This is a genomic window from Pseudomonas sp. NFACC32-1 (assembly GCF_900101215.1).
In the GTDB taxonomy this organism is placed as follows: domain Bacteria; phylum Pseudomonadota; class Gammaproteobacteria; order Pseudomonadales; family Pseudomonadaceae; genus Aquipseudomonas.
In genome coordinates this window covers 26647-47404 of sequence record NZ_FMUL01000024.1, presented here as the reverse complement: position 1 = coordinate 47404, position 20758 = coordinate 26647, and the positions used below count along the sequence as shown (strand labels likewise).

General features: G+C 62.4%; 17 protein-coding genes. 5 read left to right on the top strand and 12 right to left on the bottom strand.

Annotated elements, in window-relative coordinates; translation table 11 throughout:
• Nucleotides 1–17 precede the first annotated feature (17 nt).
• Nucleotides 18–1898, bottom strand: a complete 1881-nt coding sequence (locus BLP99_RS25225) for a methyl-accepting chemotaxis protein (protein WP_072398985.1) — start codon at nucleotides 1896–1898, stop codon at nucleotides 18–20.
• 254 nt (nucleotides 1899–2152) lie between these two features.
• On the opposite strand from BLP99_RS25225, the gene BLP99_RS25220 reads away from it, so the two are divergent.
• The 3 genes from BLP99_RS25220 (at nucleotide 2153) to BLP99_RS25210 (ending at nucleotide 6219) form a co-directional block, all read left to right on the top strand.
• On the top strand, nucleotides 2153–2653 hold the full coding sequence (locus BLP99_RS25220) for a sigma-70 family RNA polymerase sigma factor (protein WP_072398984.1): 501 nt from the start codon (nucleotides 2153–2155) through the stop codon (nucleotides 2651–2653).
• Nucleotides 2643–3632 carry a FecR domain-containing protein gene (locus BLP99_RS25215; RefSeq protein ID WP_072459586.1) on the top strand — a complete coding sequence of 330 codons (990 nt, stop codon included), beginning with the start codon at nucleotides 2643–2645 and terminating at the stop codon, nucleotides 3630–3632. Before BLP99_RS25220 ends, BLP99_RS25215 begins: the two co-directional genes overlap by 11 nt.
• Nucleotides 3633–3717: 85 nt before the next feature.
• Complete coding sequence (locus BLP99_RS25210; protein WP_072459587.1) at nucleotides 3718–6219, top strand: TonB-dependent siderophore receptor; 2502 nt, start codon at nucleotides 3718–3720, stop codon at nucleotides 6217–6219.
• A gap of 191 nt (nucleotides 6220–6410) precedes the next feature.
• Here the strand turns inward: BLP99_RS25210 and BLP99_RS25205 are convergent, their stop codons facing one another.
• Nucleotides 6411–7484, bottom strand: a complete 1074-nt coding sequence (locus BLP99_RS25205) for a fatty acid desaturase (protein ID WP_092182091.1) — start codon at nucleotides 7482–7484, stop codon at nucleotides 6411–6413.
• A 100-nt stretch (nucleotides 7485–7584) separates the two neighbouring features.
• Between BLP99_RS25205 and BLP99_RS25200 the strand changes: the two genes are divergently transcribed.
• The gene (locus BLP99_RS25200; RefSeq protein ID WP_092182089.1) at nucleotides 7585–8589 is read left to right on the top strand and encodes an AraC family transcriptional regulator; all 1005 of its coding nucleotides are present in this window, start codon (nucleotides 7585–7587) and stop codon (nucleotides 8587–8589) included.
• 31 nt (nucleotides 8590–8620) lie between these two features.
• Here BLP99_RS25200 and BLP99_RS25195 read toward each other — a convergent pair whose 3' ends face one another.
• Complete coding sequence (locus BLP99_RS25195; RefSeq protein WP_072398979.1) at nucleotides 8621–9307, bottom strand: Crp/Fnr family transcriptional regulator; 687 nt, start codon at nucleotides 9305–9307, stop codon at nucleotides 8621–8623.
• 88 nt (nucleotides 9308–9395) lie between these two features.
• Here BLP99_RS25195 and BLP99_RS25190 point away from each other — a divergent pair, with 88 nt between their 5' ends.
• Complete coding sequence (locus BLP99_RS25190; protein ID WP_072432201.1) at nucleotides 9396–9920, top strand: Mpo1 family 2-hydroxy fatty acid dioxygenase; 525 nt, start codon at nucleotides 9396–9398, stop codon at nucleotides 9918–9920.
• A 143-nt stretch (nucleotides 9921–10063) separates the two neighbouring features.
• On the opposite strand, the gene BLP99_RS25185 is transcribed toward BLP99_RS25190, so the two are convergent.
• The 9 genes from BLP99_RS25185 to dibA all read right to left on the bottom strand — a co-directional run bounded on the left by BLP99_RS25185 (nucleotide 10064) and on the right by dibA (nucleotide 20725).
• Nucleotides 10064–12283 (bottom strand): GMC family oxidoreductase, encoded by a 2220-nt coding sequence (locus tag BLP99_RS25185; RefSeq protein ID WP_092182086.1) that lies wholly within the window; start codon nucleotides 12281–12283, stop codon nucleotides 10064–10066.
• Nucleotides 12280–12804: a sorbitol dehydrogenase gene (locus BLP99_RS25180; protein ID WP_076405783.1), complete on the bottom strand. Its 525-nt coding sequence runs from the start codon at nucleotides 12802–12804 to the stop codon at nucleotides 12280–12282. Before BLP99_RS25180 ends, BLP99_RS25185 begins: the two co-directional genes overlap by 4 nt.
• Nucleotides 12801–14165 carry a cytochrome C gene (locus BLP99_RS25175; RefSeq protein ID WP_092182083.1) on the bottom strand — a complete coding sequence of 455 codons (1365 nt, stop codon included), beginning with the start codon at nucleotides 14163–14165 and terminating at the stop codon, nucleotides 12801–12803. Before BLP99_RS25175 ends, BLP99_RS25180 begins: the two co-directional genes overlap by 4 nt.
• 283 nt (nucleotides 14166–14448) lie before the next feature.
• Entirely contained in the window at nucleotides 14449–15438 is a 990-nt protein-coding gene (locus tag BLP99_RS25170) for a sulfate/molybdate ABC transporter ATP-binding protein (protein ID WP_072398974.1), read from the bottom strand.
• Nucleotides 15439–15441: 3 nt separating this feature from the next.
• A complete protein-coding gene (cysW, locus tag BLP99_RS25165; protein WP_072432197.1) occupies nucleotides 15442–16311 on the bottom strand; it encodes a sulfate ABC transporter permease subunit CysW in 870 nt (289 codons plus the stop codon).
• A gap of 13 nt (nucleotides 16312–16324) precedes the next feature.
• Nucleotides 16325–17143, bottom strand: coding sequence for a sulfate ABC transporter permease subunit CysT (cysT, locus tag BLP99_RS25160; protein WP_072398972.1), 819 nt, complete (start codon nucleotides 17141–17143; stop codon nucleotides 16325–16327).
• Nucleotides 17144–17287: 144 nt separating this feature from the next.
• Nucleotides 17288–18301: a sulfate ABC transporter substrate-binding protein gene (locus tag BLP99_RS25155; RefSeq protein WP_072398971.1), complete on the bottom strand. Its 1014-nt coding sequence runs from the start codon at nucleotides 18299–18301 to the stop codon at nucleotides 17288–17290.
• A gap of 126 nt (nucleotides 18302–18427) precedes the next feature.
• Entirely contained in the window at nucleotides 18428–18610 is a 183-nt protein-coding gene (gene oscA / locus BLP99_RS25150; RefSeq protein WP_003186967.1) for a sulfur starvation response protein OscA, read from the bottom strand.
• 207 nt (nucleotides 18611–18817) lie between these two features.
• A complete protein-coding gene (dibA, locus tag BLP99_RS25145; protein WP_072398970.1) occupies nucleotides 18818–20725 on the bottom strand; it encodes a phosphodiesterase DibA in 1908 nt (635 codons plus the stop codon).
• Nucleotides 20726–20758 lie beyond the last annotated feature (33 nt).

Here is a 20758-nt window from a genome sequence, read left to right as displayed (position 1 = left end):
GTGGCCCGGCGACTGGGTCAGATCTTGAAGCTGTCCACCAGTTGCTTCAGGCGGTTGGCCTGCTGGGACAAGGCATCGCAATCCTTGAGGGTCTCATTGAGATTGGCCACGCTTTGCTGGTTCAGCAGGTTGATCTGGCTGACGTCCATGTTGAGAGTTTCCACCACGGCGCTCTGCTCTTCGGTCGCGGCGGCGACCGACTGGTTCATGCCGTCGATTTCGCCGATGCGCTGCGTCACGCTGACCAGCCGCAGGCCGGCCTGGTTGGCGACCTCCACGCTTTCAGCGCTGGATGCCTGGCTGGCGTTCATCGTGGTCACCGCTTCACGGGAACCCACCTGCAGGGAGGTGATCATCTTGTGGATCTCTTCCGCCGACTCCTGGGTGCGGTGCGCCAGGTTGCGCACCTCATCGGCCACCACCGCGAAACCGCGCCCGGCTTCGCCGGCACGGGCTGCTTCGATGGCGGCGTTCAGGGCCAGCAGGTTGGTCTGCTGGGAGATGCCCTTGATCACATCCAGGATGTGCCCGATGTTGTCGGTGCTGGCGTTCAGCGTTTCGATCTGGGTGCAGGAGAGGCTGATTTTCTCCGACAGTTCGGACATCGCCTGGATGGTTTTTTCCACCACCTGGCGGCCGTCTTCAGCCTGTTCGCTGGCACCGCTGGCATGCTGCGAGGCATCGGCGGCGTTGCGAGCGATTTCCTGGGTCGCGGCCCCCAACTGATTGATGGCCGCCGCCACGCTGTTGGTGCGGGCACTCTGCTCATCCGAACCTATGATCGACGCGTTGGACGAAGTCATCACCCGCTGCGACAAGTCGTGCACCTGCCGGGTAGCGGAGGAGACTTCAGCGATCGAGGCGTGGATACGTTCCACGAACTGGTTGAACGAGCTGCCCAGCTCACCGAACTCGTCCTTGCTCTGCACCACCAGGCGCCGGGTCAGGTCGCCTTCGCCCTGGGCGATGTCCTGCATGGCGCGTCCCATGGTGGTGAGCGGGCGCATCAGCACCTGGATCAACAGGCTCAGCAGCAGCGCAATGGCCGCCACCGCGACGAACATCGCAATCAGCGCCGAGGTACGGAACTGGCTCAGCGGTGCATAGGCCTTGTCCTCATCGATCGACAGGCCGATGTACCACTGCGCATTCGGCAGGCCCGCCACCTGTGTGAACGAGAGGATCCGGTCCTGTCCGTTCAGTTCCACTTCCTGGATGCCTTTCTCGATGCGCACCGGCGTGCCGGGGTAGATGTCCTTGAGGTTCTTCATCACCTGGTCCTTGTCCGGACTGACGATGACCTGACCGTCGCCGCTGACCAGGAAGGCATGCCCGATGCCGCCGAAATCCACCGAGTTGATGATTCTCACCAGGGTTTCCAGGCTCAGGTCACCGCCCACCACGCCCAGCAGCTCGCCGTTGCGTTTCACCGGCAGGGCAATGGTGACCACCAGGCCGCCGACCGCGGCCATATAGGGCGGGGTCAGCATGGTGCGGTCGGCGGCGACCGCCTGTTTGTACCAGGGACGCTGGCGCGGGTCGTAGCCGTCGGGCATCTTCGCGTCGGGGCGCTGGGTGAACACACCGTTGGCCTGGCCCACGTAGGTGAACTGGAAATTGGAGGTCAGCGCCGGCTGGTCCACAAGCCCCGGCAGGTCGGCACTGACGCCTTGATGGGCGATGTTCTGCGCCAGGTTTTCCAGCACCAGCACCCGGCCGCTCATCCAGTTCTGGACGCTGCTGGCCGTCAACTCGCCGGATTGCTCGATGGACGATTCGAGACTGCGGCCGATGGTGTTGCGCTGCAGATAATCGTTGTAGAGGGTGAACAGGGCGAAAGCCAACACTACTACACCAGAGGCGGCCAGCAGGATCTTATGGCTGAACTTTAGATTCATCGATGAGGACTTCTTCTGCAGAGAGTGGGGGTGCATTCCGGGTTGCAACATTCCATGTGACAGCGCGGGCGGGAGGGAACCCCGCTCCATTTTGGTGCACGCATATTCCTCTGTCGGCAAGTTCGGGAAAAAAATTAGGACTTTAAAAAACTGGGCGACGGAAGGCCGCGACAGTCGAACGGTGGTTGCAAATTCTCCGGACGCTGATGACAATGCGACCTATTATCATTTGTGACACCCAGGGCGTCGCGTTCATGTCATCTCCCGAGTTTGCAGTGCAGGCGCTCTACATCAACCATCACGGCTGGCTTCATACCTGGTTGCGCAATCGGCTCGGCAACGCCGCGGATGCGGCGGACCTGGCCCAGGATACGTTCGTGCGCCTGCTGCAGCGCACCGAGCGCCTGGAACTCAAGGCCCCGCGTGCCTTTTTGCGTACCATTGCCCAAGGCCTGGTCATCGACCACTGGCGGCGGGAAGAGATCGAGCGGGCATACCTCGAAACAATAGCCCATCTGCCGGAAGCCGAAGTCCCTGGCGCCGAAGCCCAGGCCCTGATCCTGGAACTGCTGGAGGCCATCGCCAGGATGCTCGAAGGCCTGAAGCCAAAGGTGCGCCGGGCCTTCCTGCTGGCCCAATGCGAAGGCCTGACCTACAAGCAGATCGCCGAACACATGGGCATTTCCCTGCGCTCGGTGGAACGTTATGTCGCCGATGCGCTGTATCACTGCTACGTGTTGCGCTATGACCACTGACCCCATGGGCCGCCGCAACGGACCCTCGCAGCAAGTGGTCAGGCAAGCGATCAATTGGGTGCTGCGCCTGCGCAACCACGCCGCTCATCCGAGCCTGCGTCAACAGTGCGAGGTCTGGCGCGCTGTCCATCCCGAACACGAACTGGCCTGGCAGCGGGTGCAATCGCTGCACAGCGAACTGACCTCGAACCTGCGAGCCGTGCCCGGCGCCCACATCGCCCTCGAAACCCTGGAGAACAGCGCCCGGCGACTCGACCGCAGGCAGGCCTTGAAACTGCTTTCTGGCGTGGCACTGGTGGGCTGCGCCGCGTGGTTGGGCAAAGACCTGGGCGGGCAGCCATGGACCGCCGATTTCGCAACCGCCACCGGCGAACGCCGAGGCTTCCAGTTGCCGGACGGAACACGGCTCGAACTCAACACCCACAGCGCCGCCGATCTGGATTACACCTCGCAGCAACGCCTGATCACCCTGGCCCGCGGTGAAATCATGGTCACCTGCGGGCGCGATCCGGCGCGACCGTTGCTGGTACGAAGCCGACAGGGATTGTTCGAAGGCCAGGAGGGACGCTTCATCGTGCGCCAGGACAGCGATTGCACGCGCCTGAGTGTCAGCAGTGGCCGGGTGGTGATCCGTTCCCACACTGGCAGCGATGGCGCGCCGATCCAGGTGAATGCCGGGCAGCACTATCTCGTTTCCGCCTCCACGGCGACCGTGGCACCGCCGCTGGACATGGACGCTGGTGCATGGGCGGATGGATTGATCGTCACCCGCAACATGCGCCTGGAGGACTTTCTCAACGAAGTAGGACGCTACCGCCGGGGCTACCTCACATGCGCCGCATCGATCGCCGACTTGCGGCTGTCGGGCGTCTTCCGCCTGGAGGACACCGACAGGCTGCTGGCCGTCCTGCCTCGCACGCTCGGGGTGCAGATACGTTATCGGACCCGCTGGTGGGTCACGGTGGAACGCCCTGCCTGATTTTTTGGCGGGTTTTGGGCGGCTGTCCGGCTAGGAAGGTAAGCAACGCTTTTCTGCCTTCAGCGACTCCAACGGAAACCTGTAAATGACTGAGCGCGTACACTTCAAGACCCCCTTTGGCGGCTCCTCGGACACCGGCCTGCTGCGCCAGGCCATCCGCGCCGCGCTACTGACCACGGCGCTGAGTGCCGGCGTCGCGCCGATGCTGGCGGTCGCCGCCGACAGCGTCAGCACCAGCCGCCAGAGCTACAACATTCCCGCCGGCCCCCTCAGCAATGTGTTGAACCAGTTCGCGCGCCAGGCGGGCATCACCCTGGCCAGTACCCCGGAGCAGACCCGTGGCGTGCAGTCCCCTGGCCTGCAAGGCGAATATTCGGCAGACCAGGCCCTGAGCCACCTGCTCAGCGGTTCAGGACTGGTTGCCGTCAGCCAGGACGGCAGCAGTTATGTCCTGCAGACCGAGGCCGAGGTCAGCACCCTGGCGCTGCCCACCACCGATATCAAGGGCTTTGCCCTGGGTAATGCCCTGGGCAGCATGGAGGGCTACAACGCCACCCACAGCCAGGTCGCCACCAAGACCAGTACCGCCCTGCGGGAAACCTCCCAAAGCGTATCGGTGGTCACCCGCGAGCAGATGGACGACCAGGGTGCACAGACCGTGTCACAGGCCATGCGTTATACCCCAGGCGTATTGACCAACCCCTACGGCGCCACCCACCGCTACGACTACGTGGCGATGCGCGGCTTCAACGATGGCTCGGTGGACAACATCTACCTCGACGGCCTCAAGTCCATGGGCGACAGCGGCACCTACAGTTCGATCCAGATCGATCCGTATTTCCTGGAGCGGGTCGATATCCTCAAGGGACCGTCCTCGGTGCTCTACGGTCGCAGTTCTCCTGGCGGACTGGTGGCGCTCACCAGCAAGAAGCCCTTGTACGAGGCCTATCACCAGATCCAGGCGTCGGTCGGCACCCAAGGCCAGCGCGGCATGGGCTTCGACTTCACCGGCCCGGTGGACGACGACAAGCGCATCGCCTATCGCCTGATCGGCCTGGCGGACACGTCCGACACCCAGTTCGACCATAACAAGGAAAAGCGCTTCGCCCTCGCGCCCACCGTGAGCATCGACTTCACCGAAGACACCTCGCTGACCCTCCAGGCCTACCTGCAACATGACCCCGACGGCGGCTACCATGGCGGCATGCCGGCCGACGGTACCCTGCACCAGCGCAACGGCCGACGGATTTCCGAGAATTTCTTCGAGGGCGAACCGGGGGTCGATCGCTATGAGCGTGACCAGCAATCGTTCGGCTACCAGTTCGAGCACCGTTTCAATGATGTCTTCACCGCCCGGCAGAACTTCCGCTACCTGGATTCGGAGGTCAAGAACGACCAGGTCTATGCCTATGGCTGGACGACGCCCACCAGCAACGAGCTCAATCGCTATTACACCGGCGCCGAAGAAAAGCTCCACGCCTTCATCGTCGATAACATGCTGCAAGCCGAATTCTTCACCGGCGCGACCAAACACACCGTGCTGATGGGCGCCGACTACCAGCGGCGCAAGACTGTGGTGGACTGGACCAGCGGCAGCCTGGCGCCGATCAACGCCTTCGATCCGGCCTACGGCAACTCGACCATCACCTACTCCAGCCCCACCAGCTATCTGCGGCGCCTGGAGCAGACTGGCGTCTACCTGCAAGATCTGGTGGAAATGGACAAATGGCGCTTCTCTCTCGGCCTGCGCCAGGACTGGGTCGAGACCTCGGATGAAAACCGCATCGCCGAATCCGGTCGCCCGCAAGGCACCGAAATCAACGACAAGCGCACCAAGCTCACCGGTCGCGCCGGCGCCTTGTACTTGTTCGACAACGGCCTGGCGCCGTACATCAGCTATTCCGAGTCGTTCAACCCCAACTCCTACGCCGACAGCGCCGGCAATCCACTGCCACCCACCGATGGCAAGCAATGGGAACTGGGCTTGAAGTACCAGCCACCGGGCACGGATGACTTGTACACGGCGTCGCTGTTCCGCATCGACCAGGAAAACCTGGCGACCAAGCTGCCCCAGGAGAACTTCTACCGCGCCGTGGGTGCCGTGCGCTCCCAGGGCCTGGAACTGGAAGCGCACCTGCAGTTGACCGAGCAGCTCAAGCTGCTGGGCAGCTACACCTTCACCGATATCGAATACTCCAAATCAATGGTCAGCACCCTGAGTACCCCCACCGACATCATCGAAAACAAAGGCAACTCACCGACCCAGGCCCCGCGCCACATGGCATCGGTGTGGGCCGACTACAGATTCGACAGCGGCGCCCTCGATGGCCTGCGACTGGGCGGTGGCGTGCGATATGTCGGCTACAGCTGGGCCGATGCGGAGAACACCATGAAAGTGCCCTCCTACACGCTGTTCGATGCTTCGGTGGGGTATGACCTGGGCAAGGTCGGCTTGAAGGGCATGGACGTTCGCCTGAACGCCAACAACCTGACCAACGAAACCTACGTGGCCTCCTGCGCCAGCTTGAGTTACTGCTACATGGGCGAAGAACGCAACGTGGCGGCTACGGTGAGTTACCAGTTCTGACTCATTCTTCAGGTCACCCACGCCCCCCTGTGGCGGGGGGATTTATCCCCGCTGGGCTGCGCAGCAGCCCTTTGACTGCCGCCTCGTGGTGTCAGGCCTGATTGCACTCAACCTTTTTGGGGCCGCTGCGCGGCCCAGCGGGGGTAAAGTCCCTCGCCACGGGTTGTTTTCCATCCCTGAAATTGTGCACCTCAAACCCGAACGGCCTTGCCTTCCTCCCGCACCACACCCTCCTGGCGCACGAAGCGATTCGCCCGCCCGAACGTGCCAACGTCATTGAATCGCACGCCCATCTCCCGCATCACCTGGTGAGCCACCGGCACCGTCAGTTGGCGAATGTAGAACGGCTCCTTCACCACGAAATGATGGATCCCGTGACTACTGCCGAAGTTGAAGCAGAAAGCTTGCAACGGCCACAACCACCAGGGGTTGAGCACCTGGGTCTGCTGGATGACATTGCCTGGCTCGATGTCGCCATAGTAGTGCATGTTCGAGCTGATGAAGTGCAGGCAAAAGGTACGCAATACATTCGGGCCGATGATCACCACCGCGGCGATGTCGATCACGTGCATGACCGACAACGTGGTCGCCGACCAATCGATCGACGTACCCATCAGGCTCGCGACGCCGTTGGCCCCATGAAAACCGAGGAACACATACCAGGCGCCCCAGTGCAGCAACGCCAGCGGGAAGTACACCTTCAGCGTGCGCTTGAGAATGCTGCGCCTGTGGGCCCAGGTCCTGGCCCGAAGCAGGCGGATGAACGCCGACATGACGTTGTCCCCCACCATCAGCAGCCTCGCCAGCCCCCAGGGCTCGCCGTTGGTGATGGCCCGCTCTTCCAGGTCGGCTTCGCTGCCGGATACCTTGTGGTGGTTGAGGTGCAGGTGGCGGCGGATCCACGGGTTGATGGTGCTCGGCCGCGCCAGCCAGACCAGCCCCATCATCAGGTTATGGGGCAGGCGTTGCTTGCGAAAATACATGCTGTGGATCAGGTCATGCTCCAGCTCATGGGTCAGGGAGGCGAAAAAGGCGTTGAGCAGCAAGCACGCCCAGCCGGCCAGATGCCCGTTGATATAGAGCAGCGCCGATCCGATCATCCCCGCCAGGGCGAACGCCAGGATGCCAGCTCCCAGCGCATCCTGATGCCGCAGGATCGGATAACGCTGGCGTAACTCATCGCCCCGGGCCAGCACGACCTGGCGGATATGGGCGGCGCGTTGTTGTGCATTCAATCGGTCGGGACTTGCGCAAGTGCCGTGCATGGCTTACATCCTCTGATAACGATGTGCTCATCCTGACGGGCGTTGTTCCACAGGGTAGTAGCCGTAGACGCCAACCTGTTGACCGCAAGCGCCAATTGTCATGACTGAACCGACCACCCTTGCCAGCTGGACCCGGGCCCTGCGCAAACAGCTCGATGCGCTGGGGCTGGACAGCCACGCCCTGTGCCTGGAGGCCGGCCTCGACCCACAATTGATGGACGACCCGAACGCCCGCTACCCGCTCTCGGGCACCAGTCGCCTGTGGACCCTGGCCGTAAAGGCCAGCGGCGATCCGGCCATCGGCCTGCGGGTATCGCGCTTCGTCAGTCCCACCACGTTCCACGCACTGGGTTACGCCCTGGTGGCCAGCGGCAGCCTGCGGGAAGTGTTCGAGCGGATCGTGCGCTACCACCCGGTGGTCAGCGACGCGCTGACGCTGCAATTGCGTCGCTGTGAAGACCGCTACCGCTTCAGCCTCGACACGCCCCAGGACCATCCGGCCCCGGCCTTCGAAGCCCTCGATGCATTCGCCGCGATCTATGTGCGCACCTGTCGCAACCGGCTGGGCCGCGACTATGCGCCGTTGGCAGTCTACCTACGGCGGCCGGAGCCGGCGGACCCCGAGCCCTGGCACAAGGTGTTCCGCTCGCCGGTGCATTTCGCCGCCGCGCAGGATTGCCTGGAGTTCAGCCTCGTCGACTTCGACAGGCACCTGGACGACGCCAACCCGGAATTGGCCGAACACAACGAAACGGTACTCAAGCGCACCCTCGCCCAGCTCCAGCCACTGACCTGGGAACGCAAGGTGCGGGCCGCTATCGAGGCCCAGTTACCCGAAGGCGAACCCAGCGCCGAACGCATCGCCCAGACCATGCACCTGAGCCTGCGCAGCCTGCAACGACACCTGGCCGACGAAGGCTGTCGCTTCGATGCCTTGCTCAACGAATGCCGGGAGAACCTGGCGCTGCTGCACTTGCGCGATCCCCAGTGCTCGCTGAGCGAAGTCGGCTACCTGCTGGGCTTTGCCGATGCCAGCAGCTTCAGCCGCGCCTTCAAGCGCTGGACCGGCATGACCCCGGGGCAGTTTCGCGATGGGCTGCGCTGAACCGGATGCGTGCGCCTCGAACTGCCGTCGTTCAGGTCCTGGTCAGGGCCCGCAAACCCTCGATGTCGAGAATCTCGATCTCGCCATAGCCCAGGTGAAGAATGCCCTGGCTCTGCAGGTCCTTGAGGATCTGGTTGGTGGTCTGGCGCGACAGCGATACCATCAGTGCCAGCTGCTCCTGGGGCAGTTGCAGGACCTGGCGCACCGCGTCGGTCTCGCCGTAGCCTTCGGCGATCAGCAGCAGGCGATGAGCCAGGCGAGCCGGGGCGGGCATCAGGCTCAGGTGCTCCAGGTTGATGAACGTGAGGCGCAGCTTGTGGCTCATCAACAGCGCAAGATGCCGCCAGTAGACCGGTTGCGCCTGCAGCAACGCCAACAGTGCCGCCTGGGGCAGGTGCAGCAGGGTGCACGGGCCGACACACACGGCGTCATGGGTCCGCGGCTGGCCGTCGAACAGGCAGATTTCCCCGAACCAGTGGGGCGCCTCGATCACACTCAACAGTGCCTCCTTGCCCTGCTCGTTCACCGCGCCTACCCGTACCGCGCCTTCCAGCACGGCATACAGGCCGCACGGCGGATCGCCGCGCTTGAACAGCCGATGGCCTGGCAGCAGGCGGCGCTCGCGGGCCATGTCCAGCAGGCTACTCTGTAACTCAACGGGCAAGTGGCTGTACCAGTGGCCGGCCATCAGCGGTAAGTGCCAGGGATGCGAATTCATGGAAACTCCGGGACAAGTGTCGGCTAACTGACAGAGCGTCGTGCAAGACCTGATGCATCATGCGGGCATCACCACAGGAGGAACAACAATGAAAAGCCTCGTCGATCATCTCAGTCAATACGCCACCTATCACCGCGATCCTCGCAATATCGCCACTCACTTCGTTGGCATTCCGCTGATCTTCGTCGCCGTCGCCGTGCTGCTGTCGCGGCCGGGCTGGTCGTTGGGTGCGCTCATGCTGTCGCCGGCCCTCCTGGTAGCGGCAGCCAGCGCCTGGTTCTATCTGCGGCTGGAGTTGCGCCTGGGTGCGCTGATGACCGTACTGCTGGGCCTGGCCGTATGGCTGGGCCAGATCCTGGCCATGCAAAGCACTCCTGTGTGGCTGGTCAGCGGCCTGGGCATGTTTGTGCTGGGCTGGGTGATCCAGTTCGTCGGCCACTATTACGAAGGCCGCAAGCCGGCATTCGTCGATGATCTCTCCGGCCTGATCGTGGGGCCGTTGTTCGTGGTGGTGGAAGCAGGTTTCCTGCTGGGGCTTCGCGGTGACCTGAAGCGGGCCATCGAAGAGCGCGCCGGGCCCGTGGCGATGCGCAACCAGCGCTCGGCGGCGTGAAAAGAACACGCCATATCCAACTGCCCCTCTGTGGAAGCGCGCTTGCTCGCGGTTGCGCTCGGCCAGGCACATCCGTGCCGACTGACCCACCGCTATCGCGAGCAAGCTCGCTCCCACAGGAGTTAGGCCTTACCACTCAAGCGTTACAGCGCACCGAACTCGACCCGGATGGTCAGGGCGCCGGTGTTATCGCTCAAGCCAGCTCCGTGCTGCCCGGTCAAATCATCATTGATGCACAGTTGCAGTTCCCCTTGCTGGTTTCCTGGAACCTGCGCCAGATCCCCTACCAGGAACGGCGCTCCGCCATTGCCCACACGACCGATCAGGGCGCCTTCGGCAGCACCGGGCAAGGCATAGCTGCTGTAGTCGATGTGCCTCGAACCACCCTTCCCATCGACATTGCCGCCTTGCGGGCTGGCACACCATAAACCGCTGACGTAGCGAACCAGGCGCGGCACCAACCCGTTGACCTGCACACCGGTGCCCTGCCAGGCAACGTTGGATTGGACCTGCATCGTCACCGCCTTCAGGTCGTTGGCCACGGTGTCTGCGGCCAGGAACGACAACGCTGCGATGGTCAGGCTCGGATTCGAAGTCCCGCTACTGGGGAAAACACCATCGCCCACCAGGAACAGGTTCTTGTGATCCCAACTGCGCTGGTCCTTGTCGACCACCGATGTGGCCGGGTCACTGCCCATGCGATAGGTACCCATCAGGTGCCCGGCACCTTGGAAGCTCATAGGTTCGTTTCCGTAAGTGAACGTCCCTGGCGTAAGCGGTTTGGTCAGCTCCACGGCGCCGAGCAGGTCTTTGATAATGTGAGTGGCCAGCCGTTTTGCTTCCAGGAACCCCTTCTGGGTGTACTTGGACAATTCATAGTGGATTTCCGGCCGGGGGATACCGAGCAGGTCCTTGTAGTCGGCCGACGGCACGATGTAGCACTTGGCGTTATCCGGATCGTCTTCTACCTGCTCCACCAGGAACGCGATGCGGAACTGCCGGACGAAGATGTCGTTGAGTTTTTGCACCAGCGCTGTTCCATAAAGCGCCTCGGTAGCGGCTTTGGAGTCTTGGTCCGACTTCACCGGGTTGACGCCGTTGTTGTTCGTACCGTCGATAAAATCGGCCACCGTGTCGTAGGGATCGTTTGCCGGCCAGTTCCAGCCCTCGTTGCCGATCTCGATACGCCACGCCGCGCGTTCGCTGCGAAAGGCACCGTCACGCAAGCTCTCGATACCCGCGGTGGACAGGGGACCACGGTAGGGAAAAATCGCCTTGCCTTCAGGCATCAGCCCCCAAGCCAGGTAGATCGGGTGGTCGGCCAGGTTACGCCCCACCTGACCGCTGCTGTTGGCCACGCCCTTGGGCCAGGCGGGCGTGGCGGAGTTGAGCAATAGCTTGGGGGTTTCGATGGCATGGGCGGCGATGACATAACGTTGAGCAATGGCCTCGCCAAAGCCGGTCATCGGTCCATCACCCAATTGATACTGCTTGAATTCCACACCGAAGATGGTGCCGTCCAACCCTATGTTCAACTTGCTGGCAACCGTCCTGTACAGCACCTTGACCTTGCCGGTGGCCAGGGCCTTGTTCATCGTCACGGTGGCGTCGTACTTGGCCTGGATCGGGCAGATCGGTGTGCAGTTGGTATTGCCGGCACACACCCGGCGCCCCGCGTAGGGTTGGGAGTTGCGTCCGGCCGGCGTCGGGCTGACCACCAGCGGCAAGCCATCGAAGGTCTGCCCCGTCACCGCCGCGACAAAACTGCCGTCGACCAAGGACAACGGAATGCTGTGCATGGGAAATTCATAGCCCTCGGGAAACGTCATGCCCAGGTAGGCCTGGTCGGCGACGTTGGCCGAGACGCCGATTTCCGCTTCGGCCCGGCAATAGGCGCTCTGCAGGTCATCGTAGCCGATAGGCCAGTCCACCCCGACGTTGTATAGGGACCGCAGGCGAAAATCGTTCGGCACCATGCGCAGGCAGGTCCCGACCCAGTGCCAGGTGGTCCCGCCGCCGACTCGCTCATAAGTGCTGGTGAAAGGCATCGGGCCCTTTTGCACCAGGTAACTGACCTCTGGTTTGTCCCATCCCAGGATCAGGTCGGCGATGGTCGCACGCGGGGCGTTCTGGCCGGCCGGGTTGCGGGGCGGGTCCAGGGTGGTGACCGGTGGATAGGGCGATTCCGGGGTTTTCAGCGTGGTGGTGTAGAACCGCTCCAGGTATTGCGTCCGATTGGCAGGAATCTCCGGTCCCGACTCGAGCACCAGCACTTCCACGCCGGCCATGGCCAGTTGATAGGCAACGATACTGCCCGCCAACCCGGCGCCTACGATCACTACTTCGGCTTGTTCAATAGTCATGACCGGTCTCCTTGTTGTGCTTTGGAAGACGTGCTGGCGGGTACGCCGGTCAGGTCCTCCAGGCTCGACGGCTGTTCATTCCAGTAGCCGAAGAACGATTCGCTGTAACCCATGGGGTGGGCCTGGGCCACTTTCCACGCCCAGCTGTAGATGTAGGCCTGGTCGGATACCACCGCCGAGTCACCCTTTTTGTAGTTACCGGCGTCATAGGGTTGGTACCACACACCCAGAAACCACAGTTTCATGATGGCTCGCGCGGCTTGCGCGGCCTGGGTCGCCGCCGGCGCAGTCCCGGCCATCAGCACGCGCCGGGCGATCTCGTCCGGCGGCACCTTGTCGGCCGCCAGCGTGGCGTATTGCGCCAGCAGCGGGTCGAGTACCGCGTGGGTGATCCGTGGGGTGACGTAATCGAGAAAAAGCGGCGGCAAACCCACCGGATCGAGCTGTGGCGCCAGGCGTTCGACGGGAATACCGGTCAGGGCCGACGACAGGCCGACGAAATTGTCCAGGTCAACGCTCATTGCTTGGCTCCTTGTCCGGTGGTGGACTGTGCGCGTTCGAGCAAATAGGTGAAGTCCGCGAAGCTGGTACGCGGGGATTCGGTGACATGAGTAGCGGCGTTGCCATGGCAAGCCATGCAGCTGGAGGAAGCCTGGGGCGTGGTGCCCTGGATGTAGGTTTCCAACGTGGCATTGGCCAGGAACGACGGAGCAGGATTGCCCAGGGGGTTGGCGGCCGAGATCTGGCAGTCGGGCTGTGGTGTAGCGGTCGGCCACTGGGTGCTGATCAATTGATAATTGGCCCACACACTCTGCGGATTGACCGTGCGCAGCAGCGCCTGGTAGGTGGTGTTCAAGGCCTTGGTGGCGTCGGTCAACGGCACCTCGCGCACGATCTGCGAAGGTGTCGCCTTGACAGCCGGGTTCCAGGGCCGTGGCGGGGGCTGGTTGATCGTACTGTCGCTGGAGGCGTTGTAGAACAGGTACGGCCCTGTCCGCTGCGCCACTGGGGTGGATTGCTCCGGCACGTTGTTCACATGCTCGAATGTCGACCAGACCCACTGCGGTGCGCTGGCGGTCTTGTGGACGATGTGCAGGCCCACCAATCCGACCGACTGGGAGGCACACGACTCTTCGACAATCGGCCCGTGGCTCGGATCGCTGTTGCCCGGCGTGTAGACCAACGCATCGACCGTGTGGAAATCCTGCGGGCGGTCATTGGCACCCAGCACCTTCCACGAGGCCTTCACCATCACGGAACCGACCTGGCTCGTGTCGTTGGAGCCACAACTGAACGCCACCGCGTTTTTCGGGTTGCTGGCGAAGAACTTCTGCTGGCCTTCGATGCTGTACAGACCGTTGTCGACGATACCGTTGAACATCGATTGATTGACCACGATTTCGTTGCGCGTATAGACACCGTTCTGATCCACCAGCGGGCCGCTTTCGAAGGGCTGGATGAACTCATCCAGCACGTCGGGGACCTTGCCCATCTGTTGCAACAGGCGGCCCGGCTTGAGCTGCTTGCAGACTTCAGGAAGTGTCGCCGGAGCGTCCCAGGGCAAGGGCGCCTGCCCCTTGGCACGAAAGATCTGGTAGCTCTCCTTCCAGCTCTCCCAGACCGTGGCTCCATCCTGTTTCCCGATGGAAGTGCCGGTGTCGGGAGCGCCGTTATCCAGCGCAGGCCAGTTCAGGGCGATGAAGGTCTGCCACGACAGCGTGTCGAAATTGTCCTGCAGGCTGGCCAGCGAGATCGGTTGGGTGGCCGTGACATCGAAGGGTATCTGCGGTGATAGCGCGGGGGCGGCGCTGGCGGACGGGCACAGCAATACACTCAACAAGGCACAGCCCAGCGGGCCATGCCGACTGACTTCCATTCTCATGCTTTCTCTCCTTGGCATCAGGGCGCCAGGAGAAATCACCGGTCCGTCGTGGACTCTTACTTGCCTCCTGGCAGGTCAGAGTCTAGGTAGGGTTTGATGAGAGAATTGCGGCAGAAATAGAATCAATCGAAGCAAAGCCAGGCGGCATTATTCGGATCGGAGCGAACAGCGAGGACGCCATCGCAGGCGAGCCTCGCTCCCACACAAGGATTGAAGTGAATCCGGAATCTGCCCACGAGGCCGATCCATTGCGGGCTTGCTCCCCCTGGGATCAGCGCCGCCTTCACAGGTTGGCGACTTTCTGCCAGACCTTCGGCTTGAAGAACAGCGTCTCGCCCTTGGCCAGGCCCACCAGGCTGTCGTGATCCTTCACCACTTCGGCTTCGATCAGCTCGCTCTGGCCTTCCACTTTCAGAGTCACCCGGGTGGTCGCCCCCAGCGGACGGATATCCCGCACCTCGGCGGCATGGTGGTCTTCCAGTTCCGAGCGTGACAGCGAGACTTCATGGGGACGGAACAGCACATGCCGATCCTCACCCAGGTGCAGGCGGTTCGAGTCGCCGAGGAAGTGGTACACGAAATCGCTGGCCGGGTTCTCGTAGACGTCCCCCGGCGAGCCGATCTGCTCGATCACCCCCTTGTTCATCACCACGATCCGGTCAGCCACTTCCATGGCTTCTTCCTGGTCGTGGGTCACGAACACCGAGGTCAGGTTGATATCCTCGTGCAGCCGCGCCAGCCAGCGACGCAGCTCCTTGCGGACCTTGGCATCGAGGGCACCGAATGGTTCGTCCAGCAACAGCACCTTCGGTTCCACTGCCAGGGCGCGGGCCAGGGCGATACGCTGGCGCTGGCCGCCGGACAGCTGCTCGGGGTAGCGATCGGCGAGCCAGTCCAGTTGCACCATGTTCAACAGTTCGTGAACCTTGGTCGCGATCTGGCTTTCGTTCGGACGCTGGTTCTTGGGCTTCATCCGCAGGCCGAAGGCGACGTTGTCGAATACCGTCATGTGGCGGAACAAAGCGTAGTGCTGGAACACGAAACCGACATTGCGATCACGCACGTCATGGCCGGACACGTCCTCGCCGTGGAACACGATGTTGCCCTGGTCAGGGGTTTCGAGGCCGGCGATGATCCGCAGCAGCGTGGTCTTGCCACAACCCGACGGGCCCAGCAGCGCTACCAGCTCGCCGCTCTGGATGTCCAGGCTGATATTGTCCAGGGCCTTGAAGGCATTGAAATTCTTGCTGACGTTACGGACTTCGATGGACATGACTTATTCCTCCGCGGCGCTGGCGCGCAGGCGGTTGATTCGGTTTTCGCTCCACTGCTTGAGCAGCAGGATCAAGAGCGCCAGGATCAGCAACAGGCTCGCCACGGCGAACGCGGCCACATGGTTGTATTCGTTGTAGAGAATCTCGACGTGCAGCGGCAGGGTGTTGGTCACCCCGCGAATGTGCCCGGACACCACCGACACCGCGCCGAACTCGCCCATGGCCCGGGCGGTACACAGCACCACGCCGTAGATCAGGCCCCACTTGATGTTCGGCACGGTGACATGCCAGAACATCTGCCAGCCATTGGCCCCCAGCAGGCGCGCGGCTTCTTCTTCCTGGGTCCCTTGTTCCTGCATCAGCGGGATCAGCTCCCGGGCCACGAACGGAACGGTGACGAAAATTGTCGCCAGCACGATGCCCGGCAAGGCGAACACGATCTGGATGTCATGGTCCGACAGCCACGGCCCGAACAGGCCCTGGGCGCCGAACATCAGCACGTAGACCAGGCCCGCGATCACCGGCGATACCGAGAATGGCAGGTCGATCAGGGTCACCAGCATGCTCTTGCCGCGGAACGAGTATTTGCTCACGCACCAGGCGGCGCTGACGCCGAATACCAGGTTCAACGGTACCGAGATCAGCACCGCGATCACCGTAAGCTTGAGCGCCGACAGGGCGTCGGGTTCGAGGATCGCCGCGAAGAACGTCCCCAGGCCCGACTTCAGGCCCTGGGACACCACGATGAACAACGGCAACAGCAAAAACAGTGCAAAGATCAGCCAGCCGAGGCCGATCAGGATGCGCCGCGAAACCGCGCTGCCGCGACGGGCTGCGTTGGTGGAAGCGGCGGCAATGGACGATTGGGACATTTTTCGCGCCTCCTCAAGGGGTTTCGATGCGCCGCTGCAGCAAGTTGATCAGCAGCAACAGGACGAAGGAAACCACCAGCATCAGCACGCCGATGGAGGTGGCGCCGGTGTAGTCGTATTGATCGAGCTTGACCATGATCAGCAACGGCAGGATCTCGGTTTTCATCGGCATGTTGCCGGCGATGAAAATCACCGAGCCGTATTCGCCCACGCCACGGGCAAAGGCCAGGGCGAAGCCGGTCAGCCAGGCTGGCAGCAACGCCGGCATCAGGATGTGGCGGAACACCTGCCAGGGCTTGGCACCGAGACAGGCCGCCGCCTCTTCCACCTCACGGGGAATATCGGCCAGCACCGGCTGTACCGTACGCACCACGAACGGCAGCGTCACGAAGGTCAGCGCCAGGGTGATGCCCAGCGGGGTGTAGGCGATCTTGAAGCCCAGGTCGGTGGCGAACTGGCCGACCAGGCCGGTCGGCGCATACAAGGCGGTCAGGGCGATACCGGCCACGGCGGTGGGGAGGGCGAATGGCAGGTCGATCATCGCGTCGATGACCTTGCGGCCTGCAAAGGTGTAGCGCACCAACACCCAGGCCAGCAGCGTGCCGATCACGCCATTGATGATCGCGGCACACAGTGCCGTGCCGAAACTGAGTTTCAGCGCCGCCAGCACTCGTGGCGCCGAAATGATCGTCCAGAACTGATCCCAGGTGAGTTGGGCGGCATGCACGAACATGGCCGCCAGCGGTATGAGCACAATCAGACTGAGGTACACCAGGGTGTAGCCCAGCGTCAGCCCGAAGCCGGGTATGACGGGGGATATGCGACGCGACATAGAGGTCCTTGGTTTACTGTGGGAGCGAGCTTGCTCGCGATAGCGGTGCATCAGCCAACATCGATGCGTGAACCGACGCCATCGCGAGCTAGCTCGCCCCCACAGTTTGTGGCTTAACTGGCAGACACTAAGACAGACCGCAGCTTACTGCGCCTGATAGATCTGGTCGAACACGCCGCCATCGTTGAAGAACTTCGGCTGGGCGGTTTTCCAGCCACCGAAGTCCTTGTCGATGGTCACCAGCTCCAGTTTCGGGAACTGCCGGGCGTACTTGGCCGCCACTTCCTTGTCCCGGGGACGATAGAAGTTCTTCGCGGCAATTTCCTGTCCGGCCGGGCTATAGAGGTGCTTGAGGTACGCTTCGGCGATCTCCAGGTTGCCCTTTTTCTCGGCGTTCTTGTCCACCACCGCCACCGGTGGTTCGGCAAGGATCGACAGCGATGGGACGACGATGTCGAACTTGTCGGCGCCACCGTCCTCTTTCAATGCCAGGAAGGCTTCGTTTTCCCAGGCCAGCAGCACATCGCCCTGGCCGTTGTTCACAAACGTAATGGTCGAGCCGCGGGCACCGGTGTCGAGGATAGGTACGTGCTTGAACAATGCCTGCACGTATTGCTTGGCCTTGGCTTCGTCTCCGCCATTGGCCTTCAGGCCATAGGCCCAGGCTGCGAGGAAGTTCCAGCGAGCGCCGCCGGAGGTCTTGGGATTCGGGGTAATGACCGACACGTCGTTCTTGATCAGGTCGCCCCAGTCCTTGATGCCCTTGGGGTTGCCCTTGCGCACCAGGAATACGATGGTGGAGGTGTAGGGCGTGCTGGCCTCAGGCAGGCGCGTCTGCCAGTCCGCCGGCAGGGACTTGCCCAGCTTGGCGATTTCGTCGATATCCCCGGCCAGGGCCAGGGTCACCACGTCGGCCCGCAGCCCATCGATCACCGCCCGGCCCTGCTTGCCCGAACCACCATGGGATTGCTGGATCTTCACGGTGTCGTCCGGGTGCGCTTTCTTCCAGAAACTGGCGAATTCGGCGTTGTAATCCTGATACAGCTCGCGAGTCGGGTCGTAGGACACATTGAGCAGCTCGTAATCCTTGGCAACCGCGGAACCCGCGAAAACAGCGCTGGCCAGTGCGGCCAAGGCATAACGACGAATCGACGACATGGTGAAAGCTCCTGGGATTCTGGTTTTTATGGCTTTTTGAAATCGACTTGCCCGAAGAAAAGACCGCTGCCTGCGGCAGCTCTCTACGCCAAGCCCCCGGTAGAGGCAGCCGCAGGCGGCGATCCTTCAGCTCGGTTTATGACTGGGCTGCTGCAGACGGAATTTTTCCTTGCGCTCGATCTGGACCACCTGCGCGTTATGCACGGTGATTTCCACCGCGCCGAAACGCAGATCGCGCAATGCGCTCTGGATCTCCCGCAAAATGGTTGCTTCGTCCTGGCCGTCAACGCTACGTAGGGATGCGCTCATCATGCTGCTCCTTGAATGAATGCCGGGCAGTGGGCGGCACTGCGCGTGGCGTGGGAGCCATACTAGATAAGGCGGGATATTCTTAAAAATACTATTTAAGAATTTTTATATAACCAATTTTCAGGTAGCGTCAGAAGCGAGCCTGCTCATCAGGAGCCAGGCGCTTTTCCCCTGCCGATCCGCCATTGCGAGCAGCCTTCTGTAGCCTCAGGCGATGGCTGGAGCGTGCGCCCAATCCAGTTGCTGCATGGGCACGGGCCGGCCGAACCAGTAGCCCTGGCCCAATCCGCAGCCCTGCTCCAGCAGGAAAGCCGCCTGCTCGCGCTGCTCGATGCCTTCGGCATGCACCTGCATGCCCATGCTGCGGGCCAGGGCGATGATCACCCGGACGATAGCCGCGTCATCCTCATCCCACGGCAACCCGGCGACGAAGCCCTGGTCGATCTTGAGTTTCTGCACCGGCAAGCGCTTGAGCCGCAACAACGACGAATAGCCGGTGCCGAAATCGTCGATCGCCAGCCGCACGCCCAACTCCCGCAAGCGATGCATCTGCTCCAGCGCCACCTCAGGGTCATCCATCACCGCGCTTTCAGTCACTTCCAGCTCCAGAAACGCCGGATCCAGACCCGTGTCATGCAGCACACTGGCGACCTGTTCATACAGTTCGCGATGGGCAAACAATCGACTGGATACGTTTACCGCGACGAACGACAGCACCACGCCCTCCCGCTGCCACTGGCACATCTGCTGGCAGGCCTTGGCCATGACCCAGGCATCGATCTGGGCGATCAGGCCGGTGCGCTCGGCGATGGGAATGAACCCCGCCGGCGATATCAGCCCACGCACAGGATGCTCCCAGCGCACCAGCGCCTCGACACCGATCAGGCGACCGGAGGTCAGGTCATGCACTGGCTGGTAATGCACCCGCAATTCCTGCTGCTGGAGGGCGCGACGCAGTTCGGAAGCGATTTCCACACGTTGCTGGGCATGGGCGGTGAGTTCTTCGGTGTACAAGGCGTAGCCGTCGCGTCCGGCACTCTTGGCCTTGAACAGCGCCGAGTCGGCATTGCGCAGCAGTTGCCCGGCGTTCAGGGCATCGCCGGGAAACAGGCTGATGCCAATGCTGGCATTGATGAACAGGGCATGGCCGTCGAGCCGCAACGGCTCTCTCAAGCCATCGAGGATGCGCTGGGCAAGGACTGCCGCCTGGCCGGGCTGGGAACAGTTTTCCAGCAGCACGGCGAATTCGTCGCCGCCCAGGCGCGCCAGGGTGACGCCCGGCGCGAAAAGCCCGCGGAAGCGCTCGGCCACGCCTTTGAGCAACTCATCGCCGATGGTGTGCCCCAGGCTGTCGTTGATGTTCTTGAAATGATCCAGGTCCACCAGCAGCAGCGCACAACCACGCTTGTGCTGTTGCGCCGAGGCCAGGGCCTGTTCCGCACGGTCGGTGAACAGCACGCGGTTGGGCAGGCCGGTCAGCGGGTCGTAATGGGCCAGGTGGGCCAGCTCATGTTGAGAATCCTTGATCGCACTGATGTCGGAAAACACCGCGACGTATTGGCTGACTTGGCCGCTGTCGTCGGTGATGGCGCGGATCGTCTGCCATTGCGGGTAGATCTCACCGCTTTTGCGCCGGTTCCAGATCTCGCCGCTCCACTCACCGTTGTTTGCCAGGGACGCAAACATGTCCTGGTAGAAGTCCAGGCCGTGACGGCCTGACTTGAACAGGCTCGGACGCTGGCCCAGCACCTCGCCCCGGTCATAACCGGTGATCGCCATGAAGGCTCGGTTCACGTGCACGATCAGGCCGTCGCGGTCTGTCACCAGCACCCCTTCGCGGGTGCAATCGAAGACAGCGGCAGCCTGGCGCAGGCGCTCGCGATCGGCGCGCGGCACACCCTCCCCCACCGCCCGGGATCTGCGTACCCATACAAGGAACATCAGCCCGGCACTGATCAGGATCCAGGTATAGCCGTTGATCAGTTGCCAGCGAAGCCTGTCGGCGGATTGATCGAAGAAACTGCTCAATAAATAACCAACCAACTGCAGCCAGACGACTGACAGCACGAGATAGAGCAGTGTGCCCCGCAAGGCAATACGGTGATAAACAGTCATCGGTCGTCCATGTCCCTACCAAGAGGCCGGGAT

What these genes read in the sequence shown, in the direction of transcription:
- BLP99_RS25170 (WP_072398974.1), bottom strand. Translation starts at nt 15,438, where the DNA reads ATGTCCATCGAAGTCCGTAACGTCAGCAAGAATTTCAATGCCTTCAAG.
- oscA (WP_003186967.1), bottom strand. Translation starts at nt 18,610, where the DNA reads ATGAGCGCATCCCTACGTAGCGTTGACGGCCAGGACGAAGCAACCATT.
- BLP99_RS25155 (WP_072398971.1), bottom strand. Translation starts at nt 18,301, where the DNA reads ATGTCGTCGATTCGTCGTTATGCCTTGGCCGCACTGGCCAGCGCTGTT.
- BLP99_RS25225 (WP_072398985.1), bottom strand. Translation starts at nt 1,898, where the DNA reads ATGAATCTAAAGTTCAGCCATAAGATCCTGCTGGCCGCCTCTGGTGTA.
- BLP99_RS25205 (WP_092182091.1), bottom strand. Translation starts at nt 7,484, where the DNA reads ATGCACGGCACTTGCGCAAGTCCCGACCGATTGAATGCACAACAACGC.
- cysW (WP_072432197.1), bottom strand. Translation starts at nt 16,311, where the DNA reads ATGTCCCAATCGTCCATTGCCGCCGCTTCCACCAACGCAGCCCGTCGC.
- BLP99_RS25215 (WP_072459586.1), top strand. Translation starts at nt 2,643, where the DNA reads ATGACCACTGACCCCATGGGCCGCCGCAACGGACCCTCGCAGCAAGTG.
- BLP99_RS25180 (WP_076405783.1), bottom strand. Translation starts at nt 12,804, where the DNA reads ATGAGCGTTGACCTGGACAATTTCGTCGGCCTGTCGTCGGCCCTGACC.
- cysT (WP_072398972.1), bottom strand. Translation starts at nt 17,143, where the DNA reads ATGTCGCGTCGCATATCCCCCGTCATACCCGGCTTCGGGCTGACGCTG.
- BLP99_RS25190 (WP_072432201.1), top strand. Translation starts at nt 9,396, where the DNA reads ATGAAAAGCCTCGTCGATCATCTCAGTCAATACGCCACCTATCACCGC.
- BLP99_RS25195 (WP_072398979.1), bottom strand. Translation starts at nt 9,307, where the DNA reads ATGAATTCGCATCCCTGGCACTTACCGCTGATGGCCGGCCACTGGTAC.
- dibA (WP_072398970.1), bottom strand. Translation starts at nt 20,725, where the DNA reads ATGACTGTTTATCACCGTATTGCCTTGCGGGGCACACTGCTCTATCTC.
- BLP99_RS25185 (WP_092182086.1), bottom strand. Translation starts at nt 12,283, where the DNA reads ATGACTATTGAACAAGCCGAAGTAGTGATCGTAGGCGCCGGGTTGGCG.
- BLP99_RS25220 (WP_072398984.1), top strand. Translation starts at nt 2,153, where the DNA reads ATGTCATCTCCCGAGTTTGCAGTGCAGGCGCTCTACATCAACCATCAC.
- BLP99_RS25175 (WP_092182083.1), bottom strand. Translation starts at nt 14,165, where the DNA reads ATGAGAATGGAAGTCAGTCGGCATGGCCCGCTGGGCTGTGCCTTGTTG.
- BLP99_RS25200 (WP_092182089.1), top strand. Translation starts at nt 7,585, where the DNA reads ATGACTGAACCGACCACCCTTGCCAGCTGGACCCGGGCCCTGCGCAAA.
- BLP99_RS25210 (WP_072459587.1), top strand. Translation starts at nt 3,718, where the DNA reads ATGACTGAGCGCGTACACTTCAAGACCCCCTTTGGCGGCTCCTCGGAC.